The sequence below is a fragment of the Oerskovia rustica genome, assembly GCF_014836555.1.
In the GTDB taxonomy this organism is placed as follows: domain Bacteria; phylum Actinomycetota; class Actinomycetes; order Actinomycetales; family Cellulomonadaceae; genus Oerskovia; species Oerskovia rustica.
Window position 1 is genome coordinate 148797 of the sequence record NZ_JACSQQ010000006.1, and the last position, 15581, is coordinate 164377.

The window sequence follows — 15581 nt, forward strand, 5'->3', positions numbered from 1 at the left end:
TCCCACGCCCGACCGGCCCGGACGGACGACCGTCGACGACCATCAGGCGGCGAGCCCGCTCGTCGGGGCCGGTCCGGCGGTCGATGCCGCGGCCGCGAGCACGAGCCCTTCGACCAGGTCCTCGTAGCGCGTCCCCAGCGCGGCGAACATCTTCGGCACCTGGGACGTCGCCGTCATCCCGGGCATCGTGTTGACCTCGTTGAGGACCAGTCCGTGCACGGGGGACAGGAAGAAGTCGAAGCGGGCGACACCGCGGCAGCCGAGCGTGTCGAACAGTGCGAGCGCGGCGTCGCGGAGAGTCGTCTGCTCGGCCGGTGAGACAGGGGCGGGCAGCAGGAACGTCGGGTCGCCGTCGTACTTGTCGGCCGTGTCGAACACTCCGCCGGTCGCGACCACGATCTCGAGGGGCGGCCCCACGACGCGCGCACCGCCGGCGGTCTCGAGGACCGCGACGTCGATCTCGCGCCCGACCACGAAGTCCTCGACCAGGACCCGGTCGTCGAGCAGGCCCGCACGGGCCACGGACTCGCGCAGCTCGACGTCGTCGCGCGCGACCGCGACACCGTGGCTCGACCCCGACGCCACGGGCTTGACCACGACGGGGAACGCCCGGACCGTCGGGAGCGGCGACCGCGCGTCCACCAGCGTCCCCTCGGCGACGGCGATGCCGAGCGCCTGCGCCACGAGCTTGGTGGCCCACTTGTCCATGGCCAGCGCCCCACCGCGCACGCCCGACCCGACGTACGGGATCCCCGCGAGGTCGAGCAGGCCGGCGAGGGTGCCGTCCTCGCCCCGAGGGCCGTGGACGGCGGGAAAGGCGACGTCGCACCCGCTGAGGATCCCGACGGCGGCCGTGAGGCTCACGGCGACGCCGGCTCCGAGCGGCCCGTTTGCGTCGGACCACCGCCCGTCCCGGCCGATCGTCAGGCGCACGACGTCGACGTCGCGCGCCTCGAGCGCGTCACCGATCGACGCCGCGGTCGCCAGGGACACGTCGTGCTCACAGCTCCGTCCGCCGCCGATCACGGCGACGCGCAGCCGTGCCCCCGTCCTGGTTCCGGCAAGCCCGCTCTCGGCGTGCCCGACCTCGCTGGTCTCGTGGGTCTCGCGGGTCTCGCGGGTCGCGGTCCCCATCAGTGGTCCTCCTCGACGTGGCGGCGGTCGACGCGCGGGCCGATGCCTGTGACGATCTCGTGCTCGATGGTGCCCGCCCAGCGCGCCCACTCGTGGGTCGTGGGCTCCCCGCCGGCGCCGGGTCCGAGGACCACGGCGGTGTCCCCGGCGACCACTGGTAGCGCCCCGACGTCGACGACCACCTGGTCCATCGAGACGAGGCCCACGACGGGGCAGCGCCGCCCGTGCAGCAGGACCGACGCACGTCCGGACGCGATCCGGGGGATGCCGTCGGCGTACCCCACGGGCAGCAGCGCGAGCCGCGTCGCGCGGGGGAGCACGTGCGCGTCGCCGTACCCGACGCGCTGCCCTGCACGGGCCTCTCGCACCGCGACGACGGGTGCGAGCAGGGTCAGGGCGGGACGCAGCGGCGCCCCGGTGCGGGCAGGATCGATCCCGACCAGGCCTGCCCCGACGCGGCACAGGTCGAGCCGCGCGCGGGGGTCGGTCAGCGCGGCGGGCGTGCCGCCCAGGTGCCGGACCGTCGGGCGCAGGCCGGCTGCGTGCGCGACCCGCGTCGCACGGTCGAACCGGTCGAGGTCGCGCGTCGTCGTCGGGTGCCCGGGGCGATCGGCGCATCCGAGGTGACCCATGAGGCCGTGCACGACGACCTCCCGGGCCTCCTCGGCCGTGCGCGCCTCGGTGCACAGGCGGCCCCAGGAGTCCTGCCCGGCCCCGTCGCGCGACATGCCGATGTCGACGTGCAGGTGGATCGTCGCGGTGACGCCCGTGCGTCGCACGGCCGCGCGGATCGCCTCGAGGTGGTCGAGGCTCGGGACGGCGAGGTCGACCCGGGCGTGCAGCGCGGGGCGGAAGTCGGTCGCGGGGGCATTGAGCCAGCTCAGGACCGGGACGTCGATGCCCGCACGTCGCAGCGCGACCGCCTCGGTGACCGAGGTGACGCCGAGCGCGCTCGCGCCACCGGCGAGCGCGGCCCGGGCCAGGGCGACCGCCCCGTGCCCGTAGCCGTCGGCCTTCACGACCGCCAGGAGGGGCGTGCCCGTGAGCCGGGTGATCGTGCGGGCGTTCGCCCGCAGGGCGGCGAGGTCGACGAGCGCGGTCGGGCGGCTCACGACGGTCGTCCGCTGACCGCCGGCGCGTCGGTGCAGGAGGTCGGTCCTCATGCTGCGGCCACCGACCGCTCCACGGGCCCGTAGAGGGCGTGCGGTGCACCCGTGACCAGCGCCCAGTACCGGTCTCCGTAGCTCCAGTGCCACCACTCGGTCGGGTAGTTGACCAGCCCGGCCTGGGTCAGGGCGCGGGCGAGGAGGTCGCGGTACGCGCGCGCCGCCGGTGCGATGCCGGGGGCTGCGAAGTAGCAGGTGCCGCCGCTCTCCTCGGGCGTCGCGTCGAGCGGGCAGCCCATGTCGACCTCTCGGCCCCGGGCATCGACCAGGGTCAGGTCCACCGCGGCCCCCGCCACGTGGGGTGCCACGTCGAGCGGTGCGACGTAGCGCGTCGAGAGCTCCACGATCTCCCACGGTGCGAGGTCCGGTCGGCGGGCACGCAGCGACGACGTGTATCGAGCGATGATCTCGGCCTGCGAGGCCACTGGACGGTAGCCCTCGGACAGCGAGAGGCGCAGCCCGTCGGGGAGCGCGCGCTGCGCGGCGACGAGCCGGTCGGCGAGACCTGCCCGCACGTGACGCGCCGCGGTGCCCGCGGGGCCGTCGATCCAGGTGAGCTCGACGAGCGGGTCGCCGTCGTCCTGGAGCGGGACGAGTCGGACCTGCGGGTCGCCGATCAGCGTGGGGTTGGGCATGGCACGACGCTAGGTCGCGGGCCACGGCTCCGGCCTCCACCTGGGGTACCGGTCGTCGGTCCCTGGGGTCCGCCCTGGGTCCCCCCACGGGGTGACACCAGGGCGGAGGGCTCCCGCGCGCTGTGGGTGCCGTTGCGGTTCCCGCGGCGCCGCGCGAGACTCGGTCGATGGCGAGCCCGCGCACCACGACGACCGACGACAAGGACGTCCTGCACCGGTATCTCCAGGCGGCGCGTGACGCGCTGCTCTGGAAGGTCGAGGGGCTCGACGAGCGCGCGGCCCGCTGGCCCTGGACGCCCACGGGGACGAACCTGCTCGGGCTGGTCAAGCACGCCGCGGGGGTCGAGGTCGGCTACTTCGGCCAGACGTTCGGTCGCGAGTGGCCGAGCCCGGACGAGATGCCCTGGATCGCCGACGACGCCGAGGACGACGCCGACATGTGGGCCACCGTGGACGAGCCGGTCGACGCGGTCGTCGATCTCTACCGCCGGGTCTGGGCCTTCGCCGACGAGACGATCGCGACGCGTGACCTCGACGCGACCGGGCGGGTCCCCTGGTGGCCCGCCGGGCGTGCCGACGTCACGCTCCTCCAGGTCATGGCTCACGTCACGGGCGACCTGGCTCGCCATGCCGGCCACGCGGACGTCCTGCGCGAGCTGACCGACGGGAGTGCGGGGCTCAGGGCCGACGACGACAACCTGACGCCCCGCTCGGCAGCCGACCGGTCCCGGCACGTCGACCGGCTGCGTGCGGTCGCGGACGAGGCCCAGCGACGCTCGGAAGCGCTTGGCGGCGCGCGCGGTACCCACGGCGCGGGGCCGCGCGCCTGACCGACCCCGCGCAGGCCCGCGGGGTGCAGACCAGCGGGGGAGGGGAGCCGACGACGTCGCGTGCGTGACGTCGTCGGGCCCGGTCAGTCCCGGGTGGGGGCGCCCGCCGCGACCCGGGCGGTGGACGGACGGCCGTCGCGGCGCCGGGAGGTCGTCCGGACGGCGGCCCACACGACCAGGCCGATCCCCGCGCCGAGCACGGGGTACGTCGCGGCCAGGCGCGCGAGGGAGAAGACGGTCACGGCGTGGTCGGCCGCGACGAGGCGCACCACCGCCCCGACCATCCCGACCGCCGCCCCCGCGCACACGGCGAGCACCGCGGAGCGCAGGTGCTGCGGCTGGGCGACCGGCTCTGCGCGTCGCCACCAGCGCACCGTGAGGACCGCGATCGTCACGAGGCCGACGAGCGAGCTCCCGTGCTGGAGGTACTTGTATGCCAGCACGCCCGCGACGGGTGTGCGCAGGACGTCCCACGTCTGGACGGCGGTGCCGCGCAGGTGCGTGAAGTCGTCCCAGAGGACGTGCGTGAGCGTGCCCGCCACGGCGAGCCCGACGACGGCCCCCGCGACCGCGAGCGGGTGCGCCGTGCGCGTCGACTCGTCGGGCACCGGCGCGGACCGGCGGGGGAGCGCGGCCAGGAACGGTCCCCGGACGACGAGCACCCACAGAGCGGTGAACGCGAGCGCGAGCGCGAGGTCCACGGTCACGACCCCCAGCAGGCGGTGCGTGGGATGCGCCAGCTCGTCGGTGCCGGGGACCAGGACGTCGAGGAAGAGCGGGGCGTCGGGCACCATCGCGCCGACCGCGAAGGCAGGCAGGGCCCAGAGGAGCAGGTCCGGGGGGAGTGTGCGTCGCACACGGCGACCGGCGAGGGGGAGGGACACCAGGGCGTGGACGGGCGTGTACGGCACGCGGCACATCATGGCAGCGGCCCACGAGGGGCGGGAAGCCCGCCCACGCCCGGAAAGCTCCGAGGAAGCGTCGGACATCTCACACTTTTCGGACCCGCCCTCCCCAGGATAGAAAATAGTGTGCCAAGCGGCCAGACATCCCAACCACGACCCACGTACCCCGGCTCACCGATCAGCAGGGAAGGACCGGGTCCGGTCCCGACCGGGGCGCCGGCGTCGTCCCTCCCGTGGAAGGAAGCTCCGGACGACGGTAGTTTCGCTGGGGCGGGGCAGGAGCCTCGCGACCGACCTGGTGCGAAGGAGACGAGCATGGGAATCGACGACGCCAAGGACAAGGCGGCCGCCGCCGCCGACCAGGCCAAGGAGGGCCTGGGGGGACTGGTCGACAAGGCCAAGGGCTTCCTGACCGACGACAAGATCGACGAGGTCGCCGAGAAGATCAAGGGAATCGCGCCGGACTCTGTCGACGTGCACGTCGACACCCTGGCCGAGAAGGCCAAGGAAGCGAACGACTGATCGGTCGCGGTAAGCACGCGACCGGCCGAGGTCGGTAACATCGAGGGGCGCCGCCGTCTGGTGGCGCCCTTTCCACTGCCCTGTCGAGCCGCTAGGAGCGCGCACCGTGTCAGACGTTCTCTCGTCACCCTTGTCCATCACTCTCGACGGGGAACGGACCACGGTGGAGACGGGGACGACCGGCGTGGACCTGTTCCAGGGTCGCCGCGACGTCGTCGTCCTGCGTGTGAACGGTCAGCTCAAGGACCTCGACACCGCCGTCGCCGAGGGCGACGAGGTCGAGGGCGTGACCATCGACTCGCCCGACGGGCTCGACGTGCTGCGCCACTCCGCCGCGCACGTCCTGGCCCAGGCCGTCCAGCAGGTCAACCCGGACGCGAAGCTCGGCATCGGCCCGCCCATCCGCGACGGCTTCTACTACGACTTCGACGTCGAGACCCCGTTCACCCCCGACGACCTCAAGGCCCTCGACAAGGCGATGGCCCGCATCGTCAAGGACGGCCAGACGTTCAAGCGTCGCGTCGTGACCGAGGACGAGGCGCGCGCCGAGCTCGCGAACGAGCCCTACAAGCTCGAGCTGATCGGCCTCAAGGGCTCCGGCTCGGTCGACGAGGAGGCAGGGGAGGGCGTGTCGGTCGAGGTCGGCGCCGGCGAGCTCACCATCTACGACAACCTTCGTCGCGACGGCTCCGTGGCCTGGAAGGACCTGTGCCGGGGCCCGCACCTGCCCAGCACTCGCCTCATCGGCAACGGCTTCCAGCTCATGCGCAGCGCCGCCGCCTACTGGCGCGGCAGCGAGAAGAACCCCCAGCTCCAGCGCGTCTACGGCACGGCCTGGCCCACCAAGGACGAGCTGCGCGCCTACACCGAGCGCCTGGCCGAGGCCGAGCGCCGCGACCACCGTCGCCTGGGCGTCGAGCTCGACCTCTTCTCGTTCCCGGACGAGATCGGCTCCGGCCTCGCGGTCTTCCACCCCAAGGGCGGGATCATCCGCAACGAGATGGAGGAGTACTCGCGCAAGCGGCACATCGAGGCGGGCTACTCGTTCGTCAACTCCCCGCACATCACCAAGGAGAAGCTGTACCAGGTCTCCGGGCACCTCGACTGGTACGCCGAGGGCATGTACCCCCCCATGCACCTCGACGAGGAGCGCGACGCCGACGGCACGCTGCGCCGTGCCGGGCAGAACTACTACCTCAAGCCCATGAACTGCCCCATGCACAACCTGATCTTCGACGCGCGCGGCCGCTCGTACCGTGAGCTCCCGCTGCGCCTCTTCGAGTTCGGGACGGTCTACCGCTACGAGAAGTCGGGCGTCGTGCACGGCCTGACCCGGGCCCGCGGCTTCACCCAGGACGACGCGCACATCTACTGCACGCGCGACCAGATGAAGTCCGAGCTGACCGACGCGCTCAACTTCGTCCTCGACCTGCTCAAGGACTACGGCCTCGACGACTTCTACCTCGAGCTCTCGACGCGCGACCCCGAGAAGTCGGTCGGCACGGACGACGCCTGGGAGGAGGCGACCGAGACGCTGCGTCAGGTCGCCGAGGAGTCGGGCCTGGCCCTCGTGCCGGACCCGGGCGGCGCCGCTTTCTACGGCCCCAAGATCTCGGTCCAAGCGAAGGACGCGATCGGCCGCACCTGGCAGATGTCGACCATCCAGCTCGACTTCAACCTGCCGGAGAAGTTCGACCTCGAGTACCAGGCCTCGGACGGCACGCGTCAGCGCCCCGTCATGATCCACCGTGCGCTGTTCGGCTCGATCGAGCGCTTCTTCGCGGTGCTCACCGAGCACTACGCGGGCGCGTTCCCGGCGTGGCTCGCCCCGGTCCAGGTCGTGGCCGTGCCGGTCGCGGAGCCCTTCAACGACTACCTGGCAGACGTCGTCGCCCAGCTCCGGGCCCAGGGGATCCGTGCCGAGGTCGACTACTCGGACGACCGCTTCGGCAAGAAGATCCGCACGGCCAGCACCCAGAAGGTGCCGTTCGTGCTCATCGCCGGCGGCGAGGACGTCGAGGCCGGCGCGGTGTCGTTCCGGTACCGCGACGGGCGCCAGGACAACGGCGTGCCCGTGGCCGAGGCCATCGAGCGGATCGTGTCTGCGGTCCGCGAGCGCAGCCAGGTCTGACGCGTGACGTCGGACGGCGCAGGGGCCGGGTACTCGGTCGAGGGCCCGGAGGGGCATCCTCGGTTCGACGACGGGATGGACCGGTTGTGGACGCCGCACCGGATGGTCTACATCGGTGGGCAGGACAAGCCGGTCGACGACCGGTCGTCGTCGTGCCCGTTCTGCCGGGTCCCTGCGCTGTCCGACGAGGACGGGTTGGTGGTGGCGCGGGGCACGTGGTGCTTCGTGGTGCTCAACCTGTACCCGTACAACCCGGGGCACCTGATGGTGTGCCCGTACCGGCACGTGTCGGACTACACGGAGCTGACGCCCGAGGAGACCGACGAGCTGGCGCGGTTGTCGCAGCGGGCGATGCGGGTCACGCGCGCGGTGTCGGGTCCTGACGGGTTCAACCTGGGGATGAACCAGGGGGCGGTCGCGGGGGCCGGTATCGCGGCGCACCTGCACCAGCACGTGGTGCCGCGCTGGTCGGGGGACGCGAACTTCCTGCCGATCGTGGCGCACACCAAGGCGGTGCCGGAGCTGTTGGGGGACACCCGGGCCCGGTTGGCGGCGGCGTGGGGTGCGGCACCGTTCGCGGCACCTGACCAGGCTGCCGGGGCGGACGAGAACGACGTGGCGCCTGTGGCGCCCACTTCCGAGGAGAGCTAGATGTTCGGTCGGCTGCGCGCCGTCGTGACGAAGTTGTTCACGCCGATCGCGGCGTTCCTGCTGCGTGTCGGGGTGTCCCCGGACGCGGTCACGGTCGTGGGGACCCTCGGGGTCGTGGCGTCCGCGCTGTGGCTGTTCCCGACGGGGCACCTGTTCGCGGGCACCATGGCGATCATGGTCTTCGCGTTCTCGGATGCTCTCGACGGAGTGATGGCGCGCCTGTCGGGGCGCTCGGGTCCGTGGGGCGCTTTCCTGGACTCGACGCTGGACCGGCTGGCGGACGCCGCGATCTTCACGGGGCTGATCGTGTGGTTCGTGCGCACGGAGAACACGTGGGGCATCACGGTGGGGCTCGCGTGCCTGGTCCTGGGGTCGGTCGTCCCGTACGCGCGGGCCAGGGCCGAGGGGCTGGGCATGACGGCTGCCGTGGGGATCGCGGAGCGTGCCGACCGACTGGTCGTGACGCTCGTCGCGGCGGGGCTCGTGGGCCTGGGGCTGCCGGTCGCGGTGCTGGTCGTGGTGCTGGGCCTGCTTGCGGTCGCGAGCGCCGTGACGGTGGTGCAGCGGATGGCGACGGTGCGTCGTCAGGCGGTCGCTGCTGCGGGGGGTGCGCCGTCGGAGGGTGCTGCGGCGTCCGAGGGTGGTGCCTGAGGTGGGGGTGAGTGCGGACAAGGCGTTCACGTTCGCGTGGCGCAACGCGCACAAGGTGCCGGAGCCGGTGCTGCGCGGGTTGTTCACGGTGATCGCGGACGTGGCGTGGGCGTCGCGCAAGGGGGGTGTGCCGCAGCTGGAGAGGAATCTGGCGCGGGTGCGTCCGGACCTGGACGCGCGGGGGTTGCGCCGGTTGAGCCGGGCGGGCATGCGGTCGTACATGCGGTACTACCGGGAGGCGTTCACGTTGCCGGCGGCGTCGCCTGCGCAGATCGAGGCGCGGGTGCGGCTCGAGGGGTTCGAGAACTGCCTGCAGTTCACGTCGCAGGGGGTGACGCCGTTGCTGGCGCTGGGGCACATGGGCAACTGGGACCTGGCGGGGGCGTATGCGACGCCGCACATCGCGCCGGTGCTGACGGTCGCGGAGCGGCTCAAGCCCGAGGAGCTGTTCCAGGAGTTCCTGGCGTTCCGGAACTCGTTGGGGATCGAGATCCTGGCGCTGGGTGACGGGGACGTGTTCCGTGAGCTGATGCGCGGTGCGCGGGGGCCGGGGAAGCTGATCCCGTTGCTCGCGGACCGTGACCTGACGGAGCGGGGCGTGGAGGTGGACCTGTTCGGTGAGCGGGCCCGGGTGGCTGCGGGGCCGGCGGCGCTGGCGGTCTCGACGGGGGCGCCGTTGTTGACGGCGTCGATCCGGTACGAGCGGCTGACGGGGCCCCGGCGGCGGGCGGCGGGGACGCCGTGGGGGATCGTGATCCGGTTCTTCCCGCAGGTCGCGGTGCCGGACGGTGTGCCACGCAGCGAGCGGGTGGCGGCGGTGACGCAGGCGTGGGTCGACCAGCTGGCGGAGGGTGTCGCCGCGGACCCGGAGGACTGGCACATGCTGCAGAAGGTGTTCGTGGCGGACCTGGACCCGGACCGGTACGCCCGGACGCGGGCGAAGGACGCGCAGGGTTCGACGGGTGGAGGGGCGGTGGGCTCGGCATGAGCCTGAAGGTCGGGATCGTGTGCCCGTACTCGTTCGACGTCCCGGGGGGTGTGCAGTTCCACATCCGGGACCTGGCGGAGGCGCTCATGGCGCAGGGGCACGAGGTGTCGGTGCTGGCCCCTGCGGACGAGGACACCCCTATCCCGGACTACATCACGTCCGCGGGTCGTGCGGTGCCGGTGAAGTACAACGGGTCGGTGGCGCGGATGACGTTCGGTCCGGTCACGGCGGCGCGGGTGCGCCGGTGGTTGGACGCGGGCCAGTTCGACGTGCTGCACCTGCACGAGCCGGTGACGCCGTCGTTGAGCATGCTGGCGCTGTGGATCGCGCAGGGTCCGATCGTGGCGACGTTCCACACGGCGCTGATCCGTTCGCGGGCGCTGCAGGTGGTGTACCCGTTGGTGCGGCAGAGCCTGGAGAAGATCTCGGCGCGCATCGCGGTCTCGGAGGACGCGCGGCGCACGCTCGTGGAGCACATGGGTGGTGACGCGGTCGTGATCCCGAACGGGGTGTACGTCGACACGTTCGCCGACGCGGAGCCGTCCGCGAAGTGGCAGGGGACCCCGGATGCGCCGACGATCGCGTTCCTGGGGCGACTGGACGAGCCGCGCAAGGGCCTGCCGGTCCTGACGGCCGCGATCCCGCGCATCCTGGAGCAGGTCCCGGGGGCGCGCTTCCTGGTCGCGGGTCGTGGGGACCAGGGGCGCGCGGACGCCCTGGAGGCTCTGGGCGAGGCCGCGAGCGCCGTGGAGTTCCTGGGGTCGATCTCGGACGAGGAGAAGGCGTCGCTGCTGTCGTCGGTGGACCTGTACATTGCGCCGCAGACGGGCGGGGAGTCCTTTGGGATCGTGCTGGTGGAGGCGATGAGCGCGGGGGCGTGCGTGGTGGCCTCGGACCTGGGGGCGTTCCGCCGGGTGCTGGACGAGGGGGAGGCGGGGGCGTTGTTCCCGGTGGGGGACTCGGCCGCGTTGGCGGAGACGGTGGTGCGGGTCCTGGCGGACCCGGCAGGCAGGGAGAGGTATTGCGAGCGGGCGATCTCGTTCGTGCGCCGGTTCGACTGGTCGACGGTGACGGCGGAGGTGCTCGCGGTGTACGAGATGGCGTTGGCGGCGTCGGACGCGGTGATCCCGGTGCACGAGGACCCGGCGTCGCTGCGTGGCGGTCGTCGGTTGGGGTTGTGGCCCCGCCCGGAGCAGGAGAGGAGCCCGTCGTGACGTGGTCGGAGATCGCCATCATCGTGGTGGCGGTGGTGCTGCTGGCGGGGTGGGCCCTGTGGGTCGCGGCTTCGCGCCTGGACCGGTTGCACCGCAAGGTCATGGCGTCGCGGCTGGCGTTGGACGCGCAGCTCGAGCGGCGGGCGTCGACGGCGTTGGACCTGGCGGGGGCGGGGGAGCTGGACCCGGCGAGCTCGGTCCTGGTCGCGGAGGCGGCGTACGCGGTGCTGGACGACGACCTGCGCATGCGGGAGGTCGCGGCGGCGGTGCCGGGCCTGGCGGAGCTGGTGGCGGCCCCGGAGGGGGTGCGCAGGCCCGACGGCGGCACGCCCGTGGTGCGGGCGCCTCGCCTCCTGGCGGGGGTGGGGATGCAGCGGGCGATGGCGGAGAGCGACCTGTCGGCGACGTTGCGCGCGGCGCTCGAGGACCCGCAGGAGGTCGCGGAGATCCGGGCCTCGCCGGTGGGGGCGGAGCTGTTGGCCGCGTTGGCGGGGGCCTGGTACCGGGCGCAGATCGCCCGCCGGTTCCACAACGAGGCGGTGGCGCAGACGCAGCGCCTGCGCCGTACGTGGTACGCCCGGGCGTTCTCCCTGGCGGGGCACGCGCCCATGCCGGTCACGGTCGAGCTGGACGACGCGTGGCCCCCGGCGCTGGACCGCAACCCCTGAGCGGTTCCGGTGCCCGAGGGGTGAGCGTGCCTCCGTAGACTGGGGGTGACGTGCAAGCATGTCGGCGGCACGAGCGTGACCCCTGCTCGTGCGTCCCAACGTGAAGATTCGAGGTTTCGCGGTGTCCGTGGAGAATTCCGGCGAGAACAGCCCCCAGGTGACCGACGTCGTCGGCTCGGCCAAGGTCAAGCGCGGCATGGCCGAGATGCTCAAGGGCGGCGTCATCATGGACGTCGTCACGCCCGAGCAGGCGAAGATCGCGGAGGACGCCGGTGCGGTGGCCGTCATGGCCCTCGAGCGCGTCCCGGCGGACATCCGTGCCCAGGGTGGCGTCTCGCGCATGAGCGACCCCGACATGATCGACGGCATCATCGCGGCCGTGTCGATCCCGGTCATGGCCAAGGCGCGCATCGGCCACTTCGTCGAGGCGCAGGTGCTGCAGGCCCTGGGTGTCGACTACATCGACGAGTCCGAGGTCCTGACCCCGGCCGACTACGCGCACCACATCGACAAGTGGGCGTTCGACGCACCGTTCGTGTGCGGGGCGACGAACCTGGGCGAGGCCCTGCGCCGCATCACCGAGGGCGCGGCCATGATCCGCTCCAAGGGCGAGGCCGGCACGGGCGACGTGTCCAACGCGACGACGCACATGCGCACCATCCGCGCCGAGATCCGCCGCCTGACCTCCCTGCCGGAGGACGAGCTGTTCGTCGCCGCGAAGGAGCTGCAGGCGCCGTACGAGCTCGTCAAGGAGATCGCGGCGACGGGCAAGCTGCCCGTGGTCATGTTCACCGCGGGCGGTATCGCGACCCCGGCCGACGCCGCCATGATGATGCAGCTCGGCGCCGAGGGCGTGTTCGTCGGCTCGGGCATCTTCAAGTCCGGCAACCCCGCCCAGCGCGCCGCGGCGATCGTCAAGGCCACCACGTTCTACGACGACCCGGCCGTCCTGGCGGACGTCTCGCGCGGTCTGGGCGAAGCCATGGTCGGCATCAACGTCGACGAGCCCGCGCGATCGATCCAGTTCGCCGAGCGCGGCTGGTGACCCCGCGGGCCGGTCGGGGCGTCCCGGAGCCCCGGGGCCACGCCCCCGTGACCTCCTCGTGACGAGCACCCCCGACCGGCCTGTCGGCCACGCCCAGACCGGGGCGGGCGCACCCGCTGCGCCCCCCCCGGCGGCGGCCGCCGCCCCCCCCGCCCCCCCCCCCGGTCCCCCGCGCGCGCTCGGCCCCCCCGGGGTCCTCGGCCCCGACGGGCTGCGCCACCGGCGCGGCGCCCGCGTCCTGCTCCTCGACGCCGCGGACCGGGTCCTGCTCGCGCGCGGCCACGACACCGACCAGCCCGACCGCTCCTGGTGGTTCACCATCGGCGGCGGCATCGAACCCGGCGAGAGCGACCTCGACGCCGCGGTGCGCGAGGTCCGCGAGGAGACCGGGCTGCACCTGGACCCCGCCACGCTCGAGGGCCCCGTGTGGACCCGCTCCGCGATCTTCGACTTCTACCGCGAACGCTGCCGTCAGGACGAGGTCTTCTACCTCGCCCGTCTCACCGACCAGCACACGAGCCGGCCCCTGACCCGCGACGGGTGGACCGAGGTCGAGCACGACGTCGTCGACGAGATGCGCTGGTGGACCCTGCCCGAGCTGCGCACCGTGACCATCGAGGTCTTCCCCGCCGGGCTGTCCGACCTCCTCGAACCGCTCCTCGGCGGCTGGGACGGGAGCACCCGCCACCTCGGCGAAGCCACCGAGTAGCCAGCCCCACCCGGCCCGGTTCAGCCCGGCCCGGCCGCGCCCCGCTCCACCCGGACCCGGCCGGGCGCGACGACGTCAGCCGGGCACCGCCGTCGGGCACCTCGCACCCCGCCCACGCGCACCACGTACGATGGGCGATCGTGAAACCGGTCATTGGAGTACTCGCCCTGCAGGGCGACGTCCGCGAGCACGTGGCCGCCCTCGACGTGGCCGGCGCCCGCGCCGTCACCGTGCGGCGCCCCACCGAGCTCGGCGGCCTCGACGGCCTCGTGCTCCCCGGCGGGGAGTCGACCACGATCGACAAGCTGCTGCGGATCTTCGAGCTGTTCGACCCGCTGCGCACCGCGATCAGGGCCGGGCTGCCCGTGTACGGGTCGTGCGCCGGCATGATCCTGCTCGCCGACCGCGTCCTGGGCGCCACGCACGACCAGCAGACCCTCGGCGGGCTGGACGTCACGGTGCGCCGCAACGCGTTCGGGCGCCAGGTCGACTCGTTCGAGTCGTCCGTCGAGATGACCGGCGTCCCCGGCGGGCCCGTGCCCGCCGCCTTCATCCGCGCCCCCTGGGTCGAGGAGACCGGCCCCGGGGTCCAGGTCCTGGCCCGCACCCGCCACCGCGGCGCGGCCGCGCACGCACGCTCCGGCGACGAGCCGGACGCCGGTGCCGCCGGGACCGGTGACGCCGCAGGTAGAATCGTCGCAGTACGTCAGGGAACGTTGCTCGCCACCTCCTTCCACCCCGAGATCACGGGCGATGCGCGGGTGCACGAGCTCTTCGTCGCAATCGTGAAGGAGTAACAGGGGTATGTCAGGACACTCCAAGTGGGCTACGACCAAGCACAAGAAGGCCGTGATCGACGCCAAGCGCGGCAAGCTGTTCGCCAAGCTCATCAAGAACATCGAGGTCGCGGCCCGCACGGGCGGCGGGGACCTCGCCGGTAACCCCACGCTCTTCGACGCCGTCCAGAAGGCCAAGAAGTCCTCGGTCCCCAACGACAACATCGACCGCGCCCTCAAGCGCGGCTCGGGCCAGGAAGCCGGCGGCGCCGACTACCAGACGATCATGTACGAGGGCTACGGCACGGGCGGCATCGCCGTCCTCGTCGAGTGCCTCACCGACAACAAGAACCGTGCCGCCGCCGAGGTCCGCATCGCGTTCACGCGCAACGGCGGCCAGCTCGCCGACCCCGGCTCGGTCTCCTACCTGTTCTCCCGCAAGGGCGTCATCGTGGTCCCCAAGGAGGGCACCACCGAGGACGACGTCATGGAGGCCGTCCTCGAGGCGGGCGGCGAGGAGGTCACCGACGAGGGCGACACGTTCGAGATCCTCACCGAGGCCACCGACCTCGTCGCGGTCCGCACCGCGCTGCAGGACGCCGGCATCGAGTACGACTCCGCCGACGTCGTCTTCCACCCGTCCATGGAGGTCGAGGTCGACGCCGAGGGCGCCCGCAAGATCCTGCGCCTCATCGACGCCCTCGAGGACAGCGACGACGTGCAGAACGTCTACGCGAACTTCACCGCGAGCGACGAGGTCATGGCCGAGCTCGAGAACGACGACTGACCCACCCCCTGGTGTGACGAAGGGCTCCCACGCGCACGCACGCGTGGGAGCCCTTCGCCGTGGGCGGCCCGTGAGAAGGTGAGCGCGTGCGCGTGCTCGGAGTGGACCCAGGACTGACCCGCTGCGGGGTCGGCGTCGTCGACTCGCTGCCCGGCCGGCGCGCCCGCATGGTCGCGGTCGGGGTCCTGCAGAGCCCGCCCGACCAGTCGGTCGACCTGCGCCTGCTCACCATCTCCCAACGCCTCGACGCGTGGATGGACGAGCACGTCCCCGACGTCGTGGCCGTCGAACGCGTCTTCGCCCAGCACAACGTCAGCACCGTCATGGGCACCGCCCAGGTCGCCGGCCTCGCGATGGTCGCCGCCGCCCGCCGCGGGGTGCCCGTCGCGATGCACACCCCGAGCGAGGTCAAGGCCGCCGTGACCGGCACCGGGCGCGCCGACAAGATCCAGGTCCAGCGCATGGTCGCGCGCATCCTCGAGCTCGCGGAGCTGCCCAAGCCCGCCGACGCCGCCGACGCCCTGGCCCTCGCGATCTGCCACCTGTGGCGCCCCGCAGGCGCCCTGCAGGGCGGCGACCGGCACCAGCTCACCCCCGCCCAACGCGCGGGGGCCGCGGCCGAGCAGGCCTCGCGCGGACCCCGCCGCTGACCCCCACCGCCCGTGCCCGACGGCGAGGCTCACCCGGGACCACCGCCGCCCGTTGCTAGAGTGACCCACGGTTCGTACAGGTGTTCGGGGCCGGTCGCGCGCGGGCGGGGCCCCCGCGG

17 protein-coding genes are annotated in these 15581 nt (G+C 73.0%); 13 read left to right on the top strand and 4 right to left on the bottom strand.

The genetic code is table 11. The annotated features are described in order from the left end of the window. Nucleotides 1-42: 42 nt before the first annotated feature. From H9652_RS05350 to H9652_RS05360, 3 genes are read right to left on the bottom strand one after another with little or no spacing between them, the layout of a single operon-like run. Nucleotides 43-1134 (bottom strand): D-alanine--D-alanine ligase family protein, encoded by a 1092-nt coding sequence (locus tag H9652_RS05350; RefSeq protein ID WP_191795323.1) that lies wholly within the window; start codon nt 1132-1134, stop codon nt 43-45. Then, complete coding sequence (alr, locus tag H9652_RS05355; RefSeq protein WP_191795324.1) at nt 1134-2297, bottom strand: alanine racemase; 1164 nt, start codon at nt 2295-2297, stop codon at nt 1134-1136. The genes H9652_RS05350 and alr overlap by 1 nt, the downstream gene beginning before the upstream one ends. Then, a complete protein-coding gene (locus tag H9652_RS05360) occupies nt 2294-2935 on the bottom strand; it encodes a M15 family metallopeptidase (RefSeq protein ID WP_191795325.1) in 642 nt (213 codons plus the stop codon). The genes alr and H9652_RS05360 overlap by 4 nt, the downstream gene beginning before the upstream one ends. A gap of 167 nt (nt 2936-3102) precedes the next feature. Here H9652_RS05360 and H9652_RS05365 point away from each other — a divergent pair, with 167 nt between their 5' ends. Then, nucleotides 3103-3765, top strand: a complete 663-nt coding sequence (locus H9652_RS05365) for a DinB family protein (protein ID WP_191795326.1) — start codon at nt 3103-3105, stop codon at nt 3763-3765. Nucleotides 3766-3848: 83 nt separating this feature from the next. Here the strand turns inward: H9652_RS05365 and H9652_RS05370 are convergent, their stop codons facing one another. Continuing rightward, entirely contained in the window at nt 3849-4676 is an 828-nt protein-coding gene (locus H9652_RS05370; RefSeq protein WP_191795327.1) for a DUF4184 family protein, read from the bottom strand. 309 nt (nt 4677-4985) lie between these two features. Between H9652_RS05370 and H9652_RS05375 the strand changes: the two genes are divergently transcribed. The 12 genes from H9652_RS05375 to ruvC all read left to right on the top strand — a co-directional run bounded on the left by H9652_RS05375 (nt 4986) and on the right by ruvC (nt 15462). Further along, nucleotides 4986-5192, top strand: coding sequence for a hypothetical protein (locus tag H9652_RS05375; RefSeq protein ID WP_191795328.1), 207 nt, complete (start codon nt 4986-4988; stop codon nt 5190-5192). A 106-nt stretch (nt 5193-5298) separates the two neighbouring features. Next, complete coding sequence (gene thrS / locus H9652_RS05380; RefSeq protein WP_191795329.1) at nt 5299-7323, top strand: threonine--tRNA ligase; 2025 nt, start codon at nt 5299-5301, stop codon at nt 7321-7323. A 75-nt stretch (nt 7324-7398) separates the two neighbouring features. After that, entirely contained in the window at nt 7399-7974 is a 576-nt protein-coding gene (locus tag H9652_RS05385; protein WP_191795351.1) for an HIT family protein, read from the top strand. Further along, a complete protein-coding gene (pgsA, locus tag H9652_RS05390; RefSeq protein WP_191795330.1) occupies nt 7975-8625 on the top strand; it encodes a phosphatidylinositol phosphate synthase in 651 nt (216 codons plus the stop codon). 1 nt (nt 8626) lies between these two features. Beyond that, nucleotides 8627-9613 (top strand): phosphatidylinositol mannoside acyltransferase, encoded by a 987-nt coding sequence (locus H9652_RS05395; RefSeq protein ID WP_404821996.1) that lies wholly within the window; start codon nt 8627-8629, stop codon nt 9611-9613. A 2-nt stretch (nt 9614-9615) separates the two neighbouring features. Then, complete coding sequence (locus H9652_RS05400; protein ID WP_191795352.1) at nt 9616-10827, top strand: glycosyltransferase family 4 protein; 1212 nt, start codon at nt 9616-9618, stop codon at nt 10825-10827. Further along, on the top strand, nt 10824-11495 hold the full coding sequence (locus H9652_RS05405; protein WP_191795332.1) for a hypothetical protein: 672 nt from the start codon (nt 10824-10826) through the stop codon (nt 11493-11495). Before H9652_RS05400 ends, H9652_RS05405 begins: the two co-directional genes overlap by 4 nt. A 121-nt stretch (nt 11496-11616) precedes the next feature. Continuing rightward, nucleotides 11617-12540, top strand: a complete 924-nt coding sequence (gene pdxS / locus H9652_RS05410) for a pyridoxal 5'-phosphate synthase lyase subunit PdxS (RefSeq protein WP_191795333.1) — start codon at nt 11617-11619, stop codon at nt 12538-12540. Nucleotides 12541-12598: 58 nt separating this feature from the next. Then, nucleotides 12599-13249 (top strand): NUDIX hydrolase, encoded by a 651-nt coding sequence (locus H9652_RS05415; RefSeq protein ID WP_191795334.1) that lies wholly within the window; start codon nt 12599-12601, stop codon nt 13247-13249. Between the two features lie 137 nt (nt 13250-13386). Further along, on the top strand, nt 13387-14046 hold the full coding sequence (pdxT, locus tag H9652_RS05420) for a pyridoxal 5'-phosphate synthase glutaminase subunit PdxT (protein WP_191795353.1): 660 nt from the start codon (nt 13387-13389) through the stop codon (nt 14044-14046). Nucleotides 14047-14053: 7 nt separating this feature from the next. After that, entirely contained in the window at nt 14054-14812 is a 759-nt protein-coding gene (locus tag H9652_RS05425; RefSeq protein ID WP_138824356.1) for a YebC/PmpR family DNA-binding transcriptional regulator, read from the top strand. A gap of 86 nt (nt 14813-14898) precedes the next feature. Continuing rightward, nucleotides 14899-15462, top strand: a complete 564-nt coding sequence (ruvC, locus tag H9652_RS05430) for a crossover junction endodeoxyribonuclease RuvC (RefSeq protein ID WP_191795335.1) — start codon at nt 14899-14901, stop codon at nt 15460-15462. The last annotated feature ends 119 nt before the right edge of the window (nt 15463-15581 follow it).